Origin of the sequence: Nigerium massiliense, from assembly GCF_000826085.1 — a bacterium.
Lineage (GTDB): Bacteria > Actinomycetota > Actinomycetes > Propionibacteriales > Propionibacteriaceae > Propioniciclava > Propioniciclava massiliense.
This window is the reverse complement of sequence record NZ_CCYM01000002.1, coordinates 181,526-198,293: the sequence shown is the minus strand read 5'-3', so window position 1 is coordinate 198,293 and position 16,768 is coordinate 181,526. Positions and strand designations below refer to the sequence as shown.

General features: G+C 70.5%; 17 protein-coding genes and 1 tRNA gene. 9 read left to right on the top strand and 9 right to left on the bottom strand.

All coding sequences use genetic code 11. The features are described 5' to 3' along the window. Nucleotides 1-120 precede the first annotated feature (120 nt). The 4 genes from BN1187_RS02405 to BN1187_RS02390 all read left to right on the top strand — a co-directional run bounded on the left by BN1187_RS02405 (nt 121) and on the right by BN1187_RS02390 (nt 2,401). A complete protein-coding gene (locus BN1187_RS02405) occupies nt 121-708 on the top strand; it encodes an FtsB family cell division protein (protein WP_097677296.1) in 588 nt (195 codons plus the stop codon). 106 nt (nt 709-814) lie between these two features. Continuing rightward, complete coding sequence (locus BN1187_RS02400) at nt 815-1,285, top strand: DUF501 domain-containing protein (RefSeq protein ID WP_040159746.1); 471 nt, start codon at nt 815-817, stop codon at nt 1,283-1,285. After that, nucleotides 1,278-2,216 (top strand): Ppx/GppA phosphatase family protein, encoded by a 939-nt coding sequence (locus tag BN1187_RS02395; protein ID WP_040158388.1) that lies wholly within the window; start codon nt 1,278-1,280, stop codon nt 2,214-2,216. Before BN1187_RS02400 ends, BN1187_RS02395 begins: the two co-directional genes overlap by 8 nt. 112 nt (nt 2,217-2,328) lie before the next feature. Further along, nucleotides 2,329-2,401 (top strand) — tRNA-Leu (locus BN1187_RS02390). Between the two features lie 12 nt (nt 2,402-2,413). Here BN1187_RS02390 and BN1187_RS02385 read toward each other — a convergent pair. Further along, on the bottom strand, nt 2,414-4,000 hold the full coding sequence (locus BN1187_RS02385) for an FAD-dependent monooxygenase (protein ID WP_052462195.1): 1,587 nt from the start codon (nt 3,998-4,000) through the stop codon (nt 2,414-2,416). A 230-nt stretch (nt 4,001-4,230) separates the two neighbouring features. Here BN1187_RS02385 and BN1187_RS02380 point away from each other — a divergent pair, with 230 nt between their 5' ends. Then, on the top strand, nt 4,231-5,370 hold the full coding sequence (locus BN1187_RS02380; RefSeq protein WP_040158387.1) for a glycerol dehydrogenase: 1,140 nt from the start codon (nt 4,231-4,233) through the stop codon (nt 5,368-5,370). A gap of 169 nt (nt 5,371-5,539) precedes the next feature. Further along, nucleotides 5,540-6,373 carry a Bax inhibitor-1/YccA family protein gene (locus tag BN1187_RS02375; protein WP_040158384.1) on the top strand — a complete coding sequence of 278 codons (834 nt, stop codon included), beginning with the start codon at nt 5,540-5,542 and terminating at the stop codon, nt 6,371-6,373. 57 nt (nt 6,374-6,430) lie between these two features. On the opposite strand, the gene BN1187_RS02370 is transcribed toward BN1187_RS02375, so the two are convergent. After that, on the bottom strand, nt 6,431-7,156 hold the full coding sequence (locus tag BN1187_RS02370; RefSeq protein WP_072041936.1) for an NUDIX hydrolase: 726 nt from the start codon (nt 7,154-7,156) through the stop codon (nt 6,431-6,433). A gap of 130 nt (nt 7,157-7,286) precedes the next feature. On the opposite strand from BN1187_RS02370, the gene ypfJ reads away from it, so the two are divergent. Then, complete coding sequence (gene ypfJ, locus BN1187_RS02365) at nt 7,287-8,156, top strand: KPN_02809 family neutral zinc metallopeptidase (RefSeq protein ID WP_040158381.1); 870 nt, start codon at nt 7,287-7,289, stop codon at nt 8,154-8,156. Nucleotides 8,157-8,159: 3 nt separating this feature from the next. Here the strand turns inward: ypfJ and BN1187_RS02360 are convergent, their stop codons facing one another. The 3 genes from BN1187_RS02360 to BN1187_RS02350 form a co-directional block, all read right to left on the bottom strand. Continuing rightward, entirely contained in the window at nt 8,160-9,122 is a 963-nt protein-coding gene (locus BN1187_RS02360; RefSeq protein WP_147675049.1) for a hypothetical protein, read from the bottom strand. Between the two features lie 63 nt (nt 9,123-9,185). Further along, on the bottom strand, nt 9,186-11,180 hold the full coding sequence (locus BN1187_RS02355) for a S9 family peptidase (protein ID WP_040158377.1): 1,995 nt from the start codon (nt 11,178-11,180) through the stop codon (nt 9,186-9,188). 9 nt (nt 11,181-11,189) lie between these two features. Beyond that, nucleotides 11,190-12,254 carry a Gfo/Idh/MocA family protein gene (locus BN1187_RS02350; protein ID WP_082034453.1) on the bottom strand — a complete coding sequence of 355 codons (1,065 nt, stop codon included), beginning with the start codon at nt 12,252-12,254 and terminating at the stop codon, nt 11,190-11,192. Nucleotides 12,255-12,439: 185 nt separating this feature from the next. On the opposite strand from BN1187_RS02350, the gene exaC reads away from it, so the two are divergent. Both exaC and BN1187_RS02340 read left to right on the top strand, forming a co-directional pair. Continuing rightward, nucleotides 12,440-13,963, top strand: coding sequence for an acetaldehyde dehydrogenase ExaC (gene exaC, locus BN1187_RS02345; RefSeq protein ID WP_040158375.1), 1,524 nt, complete (start codon nt 12,440-12,442; stop codon nt 13,961-13,963). A gap of 4 nt (nt 13,964-13,967) precedes the next feature. Further along, complete coding sequence (locus BN1187_RS02340; protein ID WP_082034452.1) at nt 13,968-14,417, top strand: DUF779 domain-containing protein; 450 nt, start codon at nt 13,968-13,970, stop codon at nt 14,415-14,417. A 236-nt stretch (nt 14,418-14,653) separates the two neighbouring features. On the opposite strand, the gene BN1187_RS02335 is transcribed toward BN1187_RS02340, so the two are convergent. The 4 genes from BN1187_RS02335 to msrA all read right to left on the bottom strand — a co-directional run bounded on the left by BN1187_RS02335 (nt 14,654) and on the right by msrA (nt 16,757). Next, on the bottom strand, nt 14,654-14,992 hold the full coding sequence (locus tag BN1187_RS02335; protein WP_040158373.1) for a type II toxin-antitoxin system PemK/MazF family toxin: 339 nt from the start codon (nt 14,990-14,992) through the stop codon (nt 14,654-14,656). After that, on the bottom strand, nt 14,976-15,173 hold the full coding sequence (locus BN1187_RS02330; protein WP_040158371.1) for a hypothetical protein: 198 nt from the start codon (nt 15,171-15,173) through the stop codon (nt 14,976-14,978). The genes BN1187_RS02335 and BN1187_RS02330 overlap by 17 nt, the downstream gene beginning before the upstream one ends. Before the next feature lie 162 nt (nt 15,174-15,335). Beyond that, a complete protein-coding gene (locus tag BN1187_RS14555; RefSeq protein ID WP_218184552.1) occupies nt 15,336-15,974 on the bottom strand; it encodes an OB-fold putative lipoprotein in 639 nt (212 codons plus the stop codon). A 96-nt stretch (nt 15,975-16,070) separates the two neighbouring features. Then, entirely contained in the window at nt 16,071-16,757 is a 687-nt protein-coding gene (gene msrA / locus BN1187_RS02320) for a peptide-methionine (S)-S-oxide reductase MsrA (RefSeq protein WP_082034542.1), read from the bottom strand. Nucleotides 16,758-16,768: the final 11 nt, after the last annotated feature.

The following is a 16,768-nucleotide window of genomic DNA, read 5'->3' as shown; positions in this document are numbered from 1 at the left end:
ACGGCCGGCGCCGTCGTTCTTCTCCGGGCGAGCGCGCGGCGGACGGCGCGGCGGCGTCCGCCTCCCACGATCGCGCGGGCGGGCCGCCTATTCTGGAGCGCGAATCGAGAGGGGGCAGCCATGGCACGGGACAAGCGACTGACGCGTCAGCCGACCGGCCCGACGCGCACCATGCGGCGCCAGCGGGGTGCCCGATCGGCGGCCACGCCGGTGGAAGCCTCCGAGTTCACCGGCGCGTCGGCGGCCCCGCGGGGCCGGTTCTCCGCGCTGAAGGGACGCCTCCGCCCGGGGGGACGCGGCAAGGGACTCGCCTTCACGCACCGCGCCCTGATCCTCTTCGCCGTGCTGGCGCTGCTGGCCCTGTCGTACGCGAACTCGCTGCGCACCTACCTCAACCAGCAGGCCACGATCACCCAGGCGCAACAGCAGGTCACCGAGCGGCAGCAGCGCGTCACCCAGCTCGAAGACCAGCTCAACCGCTGGAACGATCCCAACTACGTCAAGAGCCAGGCGCGCACCCGGCTCGGCTGGGTGATGCCCGGCGAGGTGGGCTACCGCGTGATCGGGGCGGACGGCACGGTGCTGACCGGCAGCGAGGAGTCCGGCGCGCTCGACCGCGCCGGCGTCACCGACATGACCCCGCGCTGGTGGGACCGCCTTGCCGGCTCCATCGAGGCCGCCGACCATCCGGCCCCCGCGCGCCGCTGACCCCGGTGGACGCCGCGGGCGTCCGGCACCGACGCTCATTTCTGCGCTCGGTCGCCGTCCGGTTCGCCGTCGTCGCTAGGGTGGCGACGTGCACAGCTTCGATCAGATGACGGACGCGGACGCCGCAGTGATCACCGAGCAGCTCGGACGCCCGCCACGTGGGGTGGTCGGGATCGCGTGGCGCACGCCCACCGGCGAGCCGGGGGTGGTGGTCACGGAGCCGCGGCTGGACGACGGCACGCCGTTCCCGACCCTGTACTACCTGACCCACCCGAAGGCCGTCGCCGCGTGCTCCACGCTGGAGGCCAACGGGGTGATGGCCGAGATGACCCAGCGGCTCGCGGACGACCCGGCCCTGTCCGCCGCCTACTACCGGGCGCATGAGTCCTACCTCAGCGATCGGGAGACGCTCGGCGAGGTCGAGGAGATCCAGGGCGTCAGCGCCGGCGGCATGCCGTCCCGCGTGAAGTGCCTGCACGTCCTCGTCGCGCACGCCCTGGCGGTGGGGCCGGGCGTCAACCCGCTGGGCGACGAAGCAGTCGCGATGATCGGCAACTTCTGGGAGAGCCATGAGTGAGACCACGACGGTCGCGGCGATCGACTGCGGGACCAACTCGGTGCGGCTGCTGATCGCCCGCTCCGACGGCGACGGGGCCTTCACCGAGGTCGACCGCGACCTGCATCTGACCCGGCTCGGTCAGGGTGTGGACGCCACCCGTCGCTTCGCTCCCGAGGCGCTGGAGCGCACGATGGCCGCGCTGGACGATTTCGCCGCGCGCATCCGCCGGGCGGGCGCGAGCGCCGTCCGCATGGTCGCCACCTCCGCCGCCCGGGACGCCACCAACCGGGACGAGTTCTTCGCCGGGGTGCGCGAGCGGCTCGGCGTCGACGCCGAGATCATCTCCGGCGATGAGGAGGCCCGACTGAGCTTCGTCGGCGCGCTGTCCGCCGCGCCGGACGCCGACGTGCCGGCCCTCGTCATGGACATCGGCGGCGGCTCCACCGAGTTGGTGCTCGGCTCGTTCGCGGGCGGGCGCCCCGAGTTGCTCGGCGCGGTCTCGCTCGACATGGGGTCGGTGCGCCTGCGGGAGCGGTTCCTGCACTCAGACCCGCCCACCGAGGCCGAGATCGCCGACGCCACCAGGTTCGTGGACGGCCTGCTGGACGGCTCCGGCATCGACTTCGGCGCCGCGCGCACGTGGTTCGGCGTCGGCGGCACCGCGACGTGCCTGTCGGCCGTCGTGCTGGGCCTCGAGACCTACGACCGCAGCGTCGTGCATGGGTCGGTGGTCAGCAAGGACGACCTGGACGCCGTCACGCACCGCCTGCTGACCAGCCCCGTCGCCCAGGTGCTGGAGCTCCCGAGCATGCCGCCCAAGCGGGCCGACGTCATCTGCGCCGGCGCGCTCATCGCCTCCCGCGTCGGCGCGCGCGTGGCGACCGCGCTGTCGGTCAGCGAGTCCGACATCTTGGACGGCCTCGTCCTCGATCTGCTGGCCCGCGCCTGAGCCCGCGCGCCTGAACCGGGGCATCTGCTCCGGCCCGTCGCGGCCGGGGGCGTCCGCGGCACGAGGGGTGTCCGGCCCAGGTGCCAGGCACGGCTCGGTAGGCTGGCGGAGCGCCCTCGTAGCCCAAGGGCAGAGGCAGGCGGCTTAAACCCGCTCCAGTGTGGGTTCGAATCCCACCGAGGGCACTGCCGGCGCGGCTAGGCGAACGCGATGTCGGCGACGAAGCCGTCCGGGCGCACCAGCAGCGCCGTCCCCTCCGGCAGCCCGTGTCGTGGCGCCGCGGCGAGCCGGTGGACGACAAGGTCGCCGAGCCGCCCCCGGTGGTGCCGCGCCAGGGCCTCAGCGGACGCCGTCGCCGCCGGACCGTACGCGTGCAGCTGCCAGGTGGCGTCGGTGAGGGGCTCGTGGTTGTCGCCCCGCCCGTCGCCCGCGGACAAGGGCCCGGCGTGGCGCGCGTCCGGCACCCAGGGCAGGCGGCGTCCGAGCGCCCGGTTGACGATGGCTCGCTGGGTGCGGCTGCGGGGGCGGGTGCTCGGCGTCATCCGGTACCGGATGCGGAGTTGTGCGAGGTAACCGAACAGTCGTCCGCCCAGCGGCAGCCGGGGGACGACGCGGGTGGCGATCGGCCAGACCACCGGGAGCACGCGGGTGCGCAGGAACCGGGCGAGCGGGTGCGCGGACGTGACCGTGGCGAACACCCGGTCTGTGCTGTGGATCAGCCGTTGGGCCACCGGGCGCCGCTCGGCCTCGTAGCGGTCGAGCGTGCCGGCGTCGGCCCGTCTGGTGAGCACGTCGGCGACCGTGACGACGAGGTTCTGCGCGTCCTGCAGCCCCGTGTTCATGCCCTGCGCGCCGACGGGCGAGTGGACGTGCGCGGCGTCCCCGGCGAGGAAGACGCCGCCGCGGCGGAACGCGTCCGCGACACGGTGGTGGACCCGGTAGGTCGAGAACCAGTTGGCGTGCGCGTAGCCGATGCCGAAGACCCTCGCGAGCACCGAGCGCGCTCGCTTCTGCGCGTCGAGGTCGCCGGTCAGGTGGAAGGCGCCGTCGGTCTCGTCGCTGTGCAGGACGCCGATCAGCCGGGCCCGCTGGCCGTGCTCGTCGGTGCCCATTGGGAACGACAGCAGGAGGTGGCTCGCCGAGACGCGCAGGTTGACCCCGTCGCCGACGCCCGTGACCCCCGCGCCGTCCAGCACGTAGAACGTGAACGGGCTGGTGCCGCCGGGGAATCCGATGCCCACCGCGTGCCGCACCGGGGACGACGCGCCGTCCGCGCCGATGACGTAGCGGGCCAGGATGCGGCGTCGTCCCTCCGGGCCGTCCAGCAGGACCTCGGTGCGGCCGTCCGGACGCGGCGTCAGGCCCGCGAAGGCGTGCCGCCAGCGTACGGGGCGCCCGGCCGCGGCGAGGTGCTCCGAGAGCAGCGTCTCGTTGGCACTCTGCTCAAGGACGTGCAGCCCGGGAAACGGCGTCAGCCCCTGTCCTAGGCGATCCAGCCGGACGGCGCCGAGCGTGCGCGACCCGACGCCGGGGCGGCCTTCGCGGACGAACACGGCGCGCTCCAACGCCGCGTCGGCGAGGCCGAGTTGGCGGTAGATCTCGACCGAACGGGACTGCAGGACGAGGGCCCGCGACTCGCGCGTGGGGCCGTCCTTGCCGTCCACGACCACCGCGTCGAGCCCGAGCTTCGCGCACCACGCGCCGGCCATGAGCCCGGTGGGGCCGGCTCCGACGATCAGCACGTCCGTCTCGTCCGGACGATCGACGAGGGGCTCGCCTGTCATGGCGCTCAGCCTACGCTGGCGGCGGCCTCGGATGCCGTCCCTCGCCGGCTCAGGCCCGCGGACCCGCGGTCGTCCGTTCAGGAGTGCGTGCATGTCCGTGCCGCCGGAACTGTTCGCGCTCGTCGGCCGCCGCGCACGCCTAGTCTGGAAGGACAGAACCGACCACGGGGTGCCACGAGCGAACCCTCTCGGCGGTCGCGCGTGGGCCCCGCAACGAAGAGGGGACCGTCATGACCATGTCTGTTCTCGCCAGCCCGTCTCGCTACGTGCAGGGGGCGGGCGCCCTGGCCGAACTCGGCACCCACCTCGAGCAGCTGGGCTCGAAGCCCCTGCTCGTCGCCGACGACGTCGTGTGGGGCCTCGTCGAGGAGCCCGTCACCAAGGGCTTCGGCGATGCCGACCTGCCCGTCAAGCGTGTGCAATTCGAGGGGTTCGCCACCCCCGAGACCGTGACGTCGCTCGCCTCGGCGATCAAGGACGGCGGCCACGACATCATCGTCGCCTTCGGTGGCGGCTCCGCGATCGACTCGGTGAAGGCCGCTGGGTTCGACGCCGGCGTCGCCTGGGCCAGCATCCCCACCGCGGCGTCCTCGGACGCGCCCACCTCGGCGCTGTCCGTCATCTACACGGAGGCCGGGGAGTTCCTGGAGTACCGGTTCTTCCCGAAGAACCCCGACCTGGTCCTCATCGACACCCAATTGGTCGCCGACGCCCCGGTGCGGTTCCTGGTCGCCGGCATCGGGGACGCCCTCGCGACGTGGCTCGAGGCACGCGCCACTCGCCGCGGCCAGGGGTCGACGATGGCTGGCGGACGCCCGACCCACGCCGGCACCGCGCTGGCGCAGCTCTGCTGGGACATGCTGTGGGAGAACGCGCTGCCCGCGCTGGACGCCGTCCGCGCCCACGTCGTCACGCCCGCGCTGGAGTCCGTCGTCGAGGCGAACACCCTGCTGTCGGGGCTCGGGTTCGAGTCCGGGGGACTGGCCGCGGCGCACGCCATCCACAACGGTCTGACGGCTGCGCCGCAGACCCACGGCCTCGACCACGGTCAGAAGGTGAACCTCGGCTCGATGACCCAACTGGTGATGGAGGGGGCGCCCGCCGAGGAGATCGAGGCCTTCGTCGAGTTCACGACGCGGGTCGGACTGCCGAACACGCTGACGGAGGTCGGGCTCCGCCCGGAGGACGCCGACGAACTCCACGCCGTCGCCAAGGCGGCCACGGCGGAGGGGGAGACCATCCACAACATGCCGTTCCCGGTCACCCCGGACCTCGTCGTGAACGCGCTGATCGCCGCCGAGGGGCTCTCTCGCCGCATCCGCGCCGACAAGGGCCTGCCGGAGCCGGTGATGTACTACGCCAGGCACTGACCTCGAGCCAGGGGGGCCCCGCCGGACCGGCGCCGGCGGGGCGTCCGTCCGCCCGCGTCATCCACCGCGCGACGTGGACGTGCCCGGTGGGCCGGGGGCCCCGAGGACGGGAAGAAATGCCGACTTGTCCATGTTTCGTACCATGGATGTGTCCGACGAGAGGAAACAGATGCCGAACAATCCCGTCTTCAACAAGCCGGTCGCCTTCCAGCCCGCGCAGGGGCAGCAGGGCGGCTACGACCCGTACCAGACGCAGCCGCACGGCGGCCAGCAGGGCTACCAGCCGCAGGGCTACCAGCCGCAGGGACAACCGGAGCGCGGCCGTGGGCTCGGGCTGATGACCATCGATGACGTCATCACCAAGACGGCCATCACGATGGGCGTGCTCATCGCCGCTGCCGCGCTGACGTTCATGTTCCTGCCGTCGACGCTGCTGGTGCCGGTCACGCTCGGCAGCGCCCTGGTCGGCTTCGTCACCGTCCTGTTCGTCTCGCTACGCCGCAGGGTCAACCCGGCCGGCGTGCTGGTCTACTCGGTCGTCGAGGGGGTCTTCATCGGCGGGTTCAGCGCGATGTTCGAGTCCCTCTGGGACGGCATCGTCGTGCAGGCCATCTTCGCCACGTTCGTGGCCGCCGCCGTGACGCTGGCCGCGTACAAGTTCTTCCGCATCCGGGTCACGCAGCGGTTCCGCCGTATCGTCGGAATCGCCACGATCGCCGCCGCCGTCCTGATGCTCCTGAACCTGGGGCTCGCGCTGGCCGGCATCGATCTCGGGATCCGCGGGGCCGGCGCCGGCGCCACCCCGCTGACCATCCTGGTGTCGATCGTCTTCGTGGTCCTCGCGGTGGCGAACCTCGTGCTCGACTTCGACTACGTCGAGCAGGGCATCCGCAACCACGCCCCCGACAGCGAGTCGTGGCGCGCGGCCTTCGGCCTGACCGTCACGATGGTCTGGCTCTACACCGAGATCCTGCGGGTCCTGTCGTACTTCCGCAGCAACTGACGCCCGACCACCAGCTACAACGGCCCGCCCCCTCCGGGGCGGGCCGTTCTCGCGTCCTCAGGCGAGGCGCTGCCGTTTCTCCCAGCGCCACAGCCGGATCTGGGTGGGGGCGTGGCGGGTCAGCAGGGACTTCGCGCCGGTCGACCACGGCAACTCGCGCCAGCGCTCGGGGCTGATCCAGGCCGAGTCGGCGGTGGTACCCCCAGCGTCGTGGACGACGGGGTCGTTGGGCCAGTGGCAGGTGGCGGCGTAGATCAGCCGGACCGCGTGGAAGTCCTCGACGGTGCCGTTCGGCGCCAGGCCGATCCAGTGATCGGTCTGGATATCGATGAATTGGCGGACCACCGCGTGCTGGCCGGTCTCTTCGTAGACTTCGCGCTGCACGGTCTGCGAGGGGTTCTCCCCGGCGTCGATGCCGCCGCCCGGCAGGCTCCACATGCCCGGGACGGCCGTCCGTTCGGAGAACTCGGTGGCCAAGATGCCGCGGTCGCTGACGATGAGCGCGTACGCCGCCAGGCGCTGTCGGCGCACCGGATCGATGTCGTCCAGCCTCAGTCCGCGCACCAGGGTGCGGGTGCGTTGGGGGCCGCGGGGGACGACGCGGCGTCCGTGCGGGGTGACCTGCAGGGTGACGGTCAGATCCTCCACCGTGCCCGTCGCGGACAGCGGGCGGGTGACCTTGTAGCCCTCTTCCCAGGCTCGCTGATGCGGATCTTCGCCGTGGGCAAGCGTGTAGGAGAAGACAGGTGACCCGCCTCCCACCTCCACGCCGACGATCTGCATACCTGCCACTATGCAAGGTCCTATGGTCACAATCCAGTCGACTCACGCCCTGGTGGGAGAGCGACCTCCGATTGTGACGGCCCCGGGGGGTAGGCTCCCGACGTCGGATCGGCACGTCACGGAGGACGTTATGCAGTACAACTCGGGGGCCCAACTGGATCCCTCTCAGATGGGCGGAGGCGGCGGCGGAGGCCGCATCGCGGTCGGCGGCGGCGTCGGTTTGATCGTCGTGCTGCTCGCCCTGTTCCTGGGCATCGACCCGGGCGTCATCCTGGGCGGGGCCCAGCAGGGCCAGCAGCCGTCCGGGCGGGGGAGCGCGCCGAACCCGTACGCGCACTGCACCTCCGGGGCGTCCATCGAGCAGGATCGCAACTGCCGCTTCGTGGCCTACACCAACTCCGTCCAGGGCTACTGGTCGCAGGCGATGGGCCAGAACTATCAGCGGGCCACGACCAAGACGTTCGACAGCCAGATCTCGACGGGCTGCGGCACGGCGACGTCTCAGGTGGGCCCGTTCTACTGCCCGAACGACATGACGGTCTACCTCGACCCCACGTTCTTCGACCAGATGCTCAAGGGCGAGCTCGGCGCCCAGGGCGGCGACGCGGCCGAGGCGTACGTGATCGCCCACGAGTACGGCCACCACGTGCAGAACCTCACCGGCGTCATGGAGAAGGTGCAGTCGCAGGGCCGCCAGACCGGCCAGAACTCGGCCGGCGTCGCCCTCGAGCTCCAGGCCGATTGCTACGCGGGCGTCTGGCTCAAGCACGCCACCGACGACCCCCACTCGGTGATCACCTCCATCACCCAGGACGACCTCAACCGCGCCATCGACGCGGCGGTCTCCGTCGGCGACGACCGTATCCAGCGGAAGAGCGGCGGCGGGGTGAACCCGGACGCCTGGACGCACGGCTCGTCCGCGCAACGCAAGAAGTGGACGGCGACCGGCTTCTCCACCGGCGACCCGCAGCGTTGCAATACCTTCGGGTCGGGCGCCTGACGCTCAGCGAACCGAGTTGCCGGAGAGGTCGGTGACGACCTGCTTGGAGCCGATGGTGAAGCGCATCCGTGGGCTCCCGGTGCCGGCGCGGTCGTCGACGACCACCGACCACTGCTCGCCGTAGGGCACGCTGGCGCGGTTCTGCCCGGCGGTGAGCACGCGCCAGATCACGTCGGGGCGCACCATGCTGGGATCGAACGCGGGCATGGACGGCCGCTCGTTGCGCTGATTCAGCGTGACCGGGAAGCGCGGGGTGCGCTGGCGGCGCGTGATGGTCTGGTCGGGGCCGGCGAAGTCGAGGTAAGCGCCGGCCTGCGAGCCGACACCGACCTGGATCGCCTGGGAGTGCTGGGCGACGACGTTGTTGAGTCCCTCCGCGATGCCCCACTGGGTGCGGAAGTCGAGGGTGGGGAGCAGCGACCCGTCCTTGTGGAAGAACACGGTGCGGGTCTCGGGGTTGGTGGAGACCGCCATCAACACCTCCGACGACGCCGGGTCGATGGTCTGGCGATCGACGATCTGCAGCTCCTGCTGCTCATCGGAGCCGGACACTGACGCGGCCGCGCGGAACAGGGCCCCGACGTTGTCGAGGTCGTAGTCGGACGGGTCGAACACCGCCTGATCGACGTAGGTGAGGTCGGAGGCGATCTTCTCCGGGCGTCCGTCGCGGGACGACCACGTCTCGGCCTGGTCGGTCGCGTTCAGCACGCTGACGGAGGCGTCGTGCGCGCGCACCTCGACCATGATCACGCGGTTGCTGCCGGACGCCTTGATCAGCTGGTCGACGACCGCGCGCGCCACCCGGGGCTGGGTCAGGTCGGGCAGTGGCGACGCGCTCGGACTCGAGGTGCCGGCCATCGTGGTGGGCGAACTGACCACGGGACCGTCGCTGACGCAGCCGGACAACAGGAAGCACGCCGCCACGATCGCGCAGCAGCTCCGACGCGCGACGTGGAACACAGGCACGCTAAAGAGGTTACCCAAAATCGCCGTTAAATTACGACCAGGTCACGGGTTCCTGTATGTGTCTCACGCCTTCGAGGAGTGTGCCGTGGGAAGGTGCCGCGCCCAGAAGGCGAGAATGGCATCGAAGCGCTGCAGCCGGTGCTGCGGGGTGCCCGATCGGGACAGTTCGTGGTTCTCGCCCGGGAACACCAGGAGTTCGGCGTCCGCGCCCGCCTGCTTCAGCCGCGTGTAGTAGCGCAGCGCCTGGCTGAGCGGGCAGCGCAGGTCGTCCTCGGAGTGGATGACCAGCGTGGGCGTGGTGACCTGGTCGGTCAGCAGGGTCGGCGACTGGGCGTTCAAGCGGTCGAGGTCGGCGCCGTTGTACTGGGCGACGAAGAACGATCCGATGTCGGACGGTCCGATGAAGGAGGCCGGGTCGAGGAAGCCGCGCTCGACGATGGCACCCGCGAATCGGTGGTCGTGGGCGATGATCCAGGCCGTCAGGTACCCGCCGTAGGAGCCGCCCATCACGCCGACGCGGGAGGCGTCCAGCCCGGGGGAGACCTCGAGCGCGTGGTCGAGGAAGGCGAGGACGTCCGCCGCGTCCAGGTTGCCGAAGTCGCCGCGGGTCGCGCGTCCGTGCTCTTCCCCGTAGCCGGCGGCACCGCGGGGGTTGCAGGCCACCACCGCGTAGCCGGCCTCGACCAGCACCTGGAACTCGTCGAAGAAGTCGGCGCTGTACGAGGCGAACGGGCCACCGTGGATCGCGAGCACCACCGGGTGCGGCCCCGGCCCGACCGGCGTGAACACCCAGCCGTGCACCGGGTAGCCGTCGCGGGAGGACGCCTCGAGCTCGGCGGGGACGACCGGCTCGCACGCCGCTCGCAGCGGGCCGTTGACGTCGGTCAGGCGGGTCTCGCCACGGTCGTCGAGGAGCGCCAACTCGGCCGGGGTGCTCGGGTCGGTGACCGTGGCGAGGACGCCCATGCTGCCGGCGTCGGCGGCGGCCAGCACCGCCGAGTCTTCCTCCCACACGTCCACGTCGCCGCCGGCGCTCACCCGCACGAGGGTGCTGTGGCCGCGGACGTTCGCCAGCGCGAGGACGCCGTCGGGGCCTGCCGGGCGAAGCGGGCCGGAGACGTGCAGGGCGGTGTCCGTCAGCCGGCGGGCCTCGCCGCCGTCGGCGGGCATCGCGAAGACTCCTGCGGAGTGTCCGACGAAGTCGAGGCCGTCCGCGCCGAGGTCCTCGCCGATGAAGAACAGGGTCTGCCCGTCGGCGGAGAAGCAGGCGTCGTCCGCGGTCGACGGCGTCTCGATGAGGGTGGGGTCGTCGCCCTTGCGCAGCCGGTACAGATTTGTGACGAGGTCCAGGTCGCGGGTCTCGTGCCGGGCGGAGGTGACGATGAGCGCTTGGCCGTCGGGGGTGAAGCACGGCGCCCAGTGGTCGTAGTCGCCGTCCGTGATCTGCCGGGCGTCGGGCACAGCGGAGGGCGGGGTGTCCGTGCCCAGGTCGCGCGCGGCGCGTCCGACCGGGGTGACGGCGGGCGCGCCGAACGGGTCGGGGGTCTCGACGACGAAGACGTGCCGGCGGCGGTCGTTCGTCCAGCCCAGCCCGTTGGCGGAGTACTTGAGGGTGGTGATGTGCCGCGGGTCCTCGGCGCGGGCCTCGACCCCCTCGAGGGTGCCGTAGCGGCCGTCCTCGGGGACGCGGGCGATGAACGCGATCGTGCCGCCGTCGGGGGAGAACTCGAACTCGAGCACGCCGAGCTTCTGGTCCGTCACCTGGACGGCCTCGCCGCCGTCCGTCGGCAGGATGTGGACCTGGGGTGCACCGCCCGGCTGGGAGCGCAGGAACCCGACGAGGGAGCCGTCCGGGGACACCCGGGGGCGGACGTCGCTGAAGCCGCGGGTGAGCCGGCGCGGTTCGCGCTCGCCGGTCAGGTCGACGCGCCACAGCTGGCCCACGTAGGCGTCCGCCGCCAGGTCGGGGTGGGTGACCGAGACGACCGCCCACGCGTGGTCCGGCGCGACGAACGGGGCGGAGACGGAGGTGAACAGCGGCAGATCGACAGGGCGCATGGGGTCAGGCTAGACCGTCTGGGGCGCCAGGCCGCCCTCGCCCGGGTAGACCACGCCGAGGGCGCCACGCGCGTCGTCCAGGATCGTCATGACGTCGAGGGTGTCGGCGTGCGGCATGATCGGCGACTCGGGCAAGCCGGCCGCGACGCAGCGCGATGCCTCGGCGATCTCGAACTGGTAGCCGCCCGCGACGGGCGGGTGGACGACGACGGGCGCGGCGTCGCCGAGGGTCACCTCGAGCGGGCCGGGGCTGTGCAACGGGGCCGGGAAACGGAGCCGCCCGCGGGTGCCGGAGACCCAGCCGCTGTTCGAGGTGGTGGCCAGCATCGTGGACGCGGCGACCGCGCGGGCATCCCCCCGGCGCATGACGACGATCGACGAGGCGTCCACGCCGGTGGGGTAGAGCGTTCCGTCGGTGTGCACCTCGTCAGGGGTGCCGAACAGCGATTGCAGCAGCGAGATCGGGTAGACGCCGAGGTCGAGCAGCGCGCCGCCGGCGAGTGCGGGGTCGTGCATGCGGGGGACGTCGGCCAGCCGATCGCCGAGGTCGGCGCAGGCCTGCACGAGGTCGCCCAGGGCGCCCGTCTGGACGAGATGCCGGGCCACCCGATGGTGGGGCAGGAAGCGCGACCACAGGGCCTCCATCGCGAACAGCCCGGCGAACCGGGCCGCCTCGATGATCTCGACGGCCTCCTCGCGGTTGCGGGCGAACGCCTTCTCGACCAGCACGTGCTTGCCGGCCTCGAGGGCCAGCAGGGCGCAGCGGCGGTGCTCGGAGTGCGGGGTCGCGACGTACACGGCGTCGATGCGGTCGGACGCGGCGAGCGCGTCGTACCCGCCGACGGAGCCGGGCACCCCGTGCTCGGACGCGAACGCGGCGGCCCGGTCGGCGTCCCGGGAGCCCACCAGCTCGACCGAGGCGCCGCTGCGCCGGACGTCCCGGGCGAACGCCGCGGCGATGGTGCCCGCCCCGAGGATGCCCCAGCGCACGGGCGGGCACTCGGCCGGGTCGGCGACCAGATCATCGGGCACCAGCGGGCGCAGGGACGGCGGCAGGGCGAGCGGGTACGGCATGGCGTCCTCCGGAATCGGGTTCGAGCCCACTGTAGGACGGCCCGAGCCGCGGTTTCCCTCCCGCGGGCGGCGCACACCCGAAAGGGCCGCCGCGGTGACGATGACGTCACAGTCTTCTCGCCCCCTAGCCAGAACGACGTTTGCAAGGCACAGTGCCGCCAACCGCACCAATGAGGGGAGCAGTCATGACCGTCTATGCGTCTCCGGGATCCTCCGATTCCGGCATTGAGGTCAAATCTCGCTACGGGCATTACATCGGCGGCGAGTTCGTCGATCCGGTCAAGGGCGAGTACTTCGAGAACATCACGCCTGTCACGGGGCAGGCCTTCACCGAGGTGGGCCGCGGCACCGCCGAGGACATCGAGAAAGCCCTCGATGCCGCGCACGCGGCCGCGGACGCCTGGGGCAAGACGTCCCCAGCCGAGCGCGCGGTCATCCTGAACAAGATCGCCGACCGCATGGAGGAGAATCTCGAAGACATCGCCGTTGCCGAGACCTGGGACAACGGCAAGGCCGTCCGCGAGACCCTGAACGCCGACATCCCGCTGGCGATCGACCACTTCCGCTACTTCGCGGGCGCGATTCGCGCCCAGGAGGGCCGCCTCAGCCAGCTCGATGAGGACACCGTCGCCTACCACTTCCACGAGCCGCTCGGCGTCGTCGGCCAGATCATCCCGTGGAACTTCCCGATCCTGATGGGCGTGTGGAAGCTCGCCCCGGCGCTGGCCGCCGGCAACGCCGTCGTGCTGAAGCCGGCCGAGCAGACGCCGTGGTCGATCCTCAAACTCATCGAGCTCATCGGCGACCTGCTGCCGCCCGGCGTGGTCAACATCGTCAACGGCTTCGGCGTCGAGGCGGGCAAGCCGCTGGCATCAAACCCCCGCATCGCCAAGATCGCGTTCACCGGCGAGACCACCACCGGACGGCTGATCATGCAGTACGCCAGCCAGAACATCATCCCGGTCACCTTGGAGCTCGGCGGCAAGAGCCCGAACGTCTTCTTCGAGGACATCGCCGACAAGAAGGACGCCTTCTACGACAAGGCGCTCGAGGGCTTCGCCTTCTTCGCGCTCAACAACGGAGAGGTGTGCACCTGCCCCAGCCGCGCGCTCATCCAGGAGTCGATCTACGACGAGTTCGTCGCGGACGGCATCAAGCGCGTCGAGGCGGTCAAGCGGGGTCATCCGCTCGACACCGACACGATGATGGGCGCGCAGGCGTCCAACGACCAGTACGAGAAGATCATGTCGTACCTCGACATCGGCAAGCAGGAGGGCGCCAAGATCCTCACCGGCGGCAATCCCGTCGACCTGGGCGGTGAGTTGTCGGGCGGCTACTACATCGAGCCGACGGTCTTCGAGGGCGTGAACTCGATGCGCATCTTCCAGGAGGAGATCTTCGGCCCCGTCGTCTCGGTGACGAAGTTCGCCGACGACGCCGAGGCGCTGCAGATCGCCAACGACACCCTCTACGGGCTGGGCGCCGGCGTCTGGTCGCGCAGCACCCACCGCGCCTACACGATGGGCCGGGCCATCAAGGCCGGGCGCGTGTGGACGAACTGCTACCACCACTACCCGGCGCACGCCGCGTTCGGTGGCTACAAGCAGTCTGGCATCGGCCGCGAGAACCACCTCATGATGCTCGACCACTACCAGCAGACGAAGAACCTGCTCGTCTCCTACTCGCCGGATAAGCTCGGCTTCTTCTGAGCCGATGACCGAACCGACGACGCCCGCGCCGGGGGAGATGTGTCCTCCCCCGGCCGCCGGGTACACCGAACTCCCGACGCAGGGGCCCGCCCGGGTGGCCGTCACGCCCGCGGCGGCGGCGCTCATCGTCGAACTGGTGGCCCAGCACGGCCCCGTGATGTTCCATCAGTCCGGCGGCTGCTGTGATGGCTCCGCCCCGATGTGCTACCCGGAGGGCGACTTCCTCACCGGGGACTCCGACGTCCACCTCGGCGACGTACACATCCCTGACATCGACCCCGTGCAGGTGTGGATCTCCCGCAGCCAGTTCGCCGCCTGGAAGCACACCCGCCTGACGATCGACGTCGTCCCCGGACGCGGCGCGGGCTTCTCGTTGGAGGGGCCGACGGGCAAGCGGTTCCTGACCCGCAGCCGGCTGTTCACCGCCGATGAGAAAGACGCGCTGGACGCCTGAGCGGCAGCTGACCACCCATGCTCGGCCCTGCTGCCCCGCGGCGTGGCCCAGGTACGCAATCCCCGGGGTTTCCCGTCGACCACGAAAAGAACTGAAGCTCGACCGATCTTCTTGCGCCAGCGCGATCCTCGGCCCCGACGTCTCTCCGCTCCCAGGCACCCCCCAGGGCGGAGAGCTCGCCAGCCCCGAGTACACCCTCGACCACATGTAAACCGACAGCGGCATGAGCGCGCGCGTCAGAGGTCGATGAGGAGCGCGATGGTTTCGCGGACCTCGCCGAGGATGACGGCACCGACATTGCCTTGTTGAGCGACGATGCGGCTCATGGCCACGGAGCGCACGTGCTGACACTGAGCGGCTGAAGGGGCCCAGAGACGATTCCCTTCGTCAGGCTCGACGCGCACCTCGACGCTGCCTCGGCGGATCGTGCGGGTCAGTGGCACGACCTGGACGACGTTCGGGCCGCCGCACAGGATTCGTCCCGCTGTGACGACGATGGCCGGGCGGCGAAGGCCGGCTTCGCTGCCAATAGGCGTGCCGAGGTCCACCTCGACGACGTCACCCGGCGTCAGCATCGAGCCACTCCGACTCGTCCTCTTCGAGGTCGGTCGACAGGTCAACCGCCATCGCATCCTGACGAAGCGCCCGCAGGGCCGCCCTGACGGTCTGGTCCACGGTCTCGTGCCGCTTGTCGGCAAGGAGCGCGATCTGGGCCTGCGTGCTCTTACTCACCCTGATCGTCGTGGTCTGTATCATGCAACGAGGATAGGCCTGTGTAGACGGAATCGTCTACACGTAGCTGGCGGCATGTGCTCGATGGCGCACTGCTTAGCCGGCTCGGCAGGACCGGGGCGCGCCCAGCTTCCGCGACATGCGATCACCTTCGCCGACACCCACCGCAGATTCGGGAGACACGCCCTAGCCGATGCTCTCCACATCGATGGCGTATCCCATCACTTCACCGACGTCCGTGACCGTGCCGATGGCGGTCACAGACTGGCCGTCTTTGAGATTGGCGACCTTGTCCTTCAGATCAGGCTCGATGTTCATGAGGATGCTGTGGAAGCTTATGCGTCCATTCCTGGGGCCAATGCTGAAGTACGCACCTTGGGCGTCGATGTTGTCGACCTTGCCGGTCACCTTCACCCTCTTATCGATGTAGGTGTTGTTGGCCTTGAGAGCGTTCGCTTCGAGGTCGCGAAGCAGCTTGTCCGCGGTGACCACGAGCGGAGCAGCCGCGGGAGTGGTAGCAGGCGCGTTGTTGGCCGGAGCGTTGGTCTGTGCCGGAGCGTCTCCACCATTGCCCATCTGGAAGATGCCGACGATGAAAAGGAGCGCGAGAAGTCCGAGAAGCCACGTGCGCTTCTTGGCGTACCAGGGCCGCGTCGACTTGGCGTAAGCCCTCGCAGCCTTCGCTTGTGCCTTCGCATCACGGTGATTGGGCGGGTAGGGCGGCCGGTTCTGCTGCGGGTAGGGCGGCTGGTTCTGCGGCGGGTACGGGGGCTGGTTTCGCGGCGGGTACGGCGGCTGGGTGGGTTCGTTGACGCTGTGCGACATGAGGTCGTGCCTTCTTTGGTCAAGGGGTAGTGACAGCGGACACGACACCCTTGTCCGCGAGAAGGTCACGCTAGCATCACGCCGGTCTTTTTGCGACTAGCTGTCCCGAAACTTGTCCTCGTCGAGGAGATCGTGGACCCGCGTCGGCTCGGACTGCCAACCTTCCCGCACCCTCACCCCGGTCGAGTGGTTCGGGCAGTAACCACCCGGGTTCTTGTTCAGGTACTGCTGGTGGTAGCACTCAGCGAAATAGAACTCGCCGGCCGGGGCGACCTCCGTGGTGATCTCGCCGTAGCCGGCCTCCGAGAACGCCTGCTGGAACTCGTCGCGGACGCGCTGCACCGTCTCGGCTTGCTCGTCATCCGTGGTGTAGATCGCCGAGCGGTACTGCGTGCCGATGTCGTTGCCTTGGCGCATGCCCTGTGTGGGGTCGTGCACCTCGAAGAACACCCGCACCAGATCGGCGTAGCTGATGCGCTCGGGGTCAAAACACACCCGGACGGTCTCGGCATGCCCGGTGCGTCCGGAGCAGACCTCTTCGTAGGTGGGGTTCGGGGTGAACCCGCCCATGTACCCGACGGCCGTGGACGTCACGCCCGTGCGCTCCCAGTACTCCTTCTCGGCGCCCCAGAAGCACCCCAGCGCGAAGTACGCGACCTGCGATCCCTGCGGGACCTCCCGCACGTCCGTGCCGTAGATCTCGTGCACACACGTGCCCAGCACCGACTCGTCACGGCCCTTGAGCGCGACCCGCGGATCGACCTGCCTCGTCATGCCGAACATCGGCACCACCT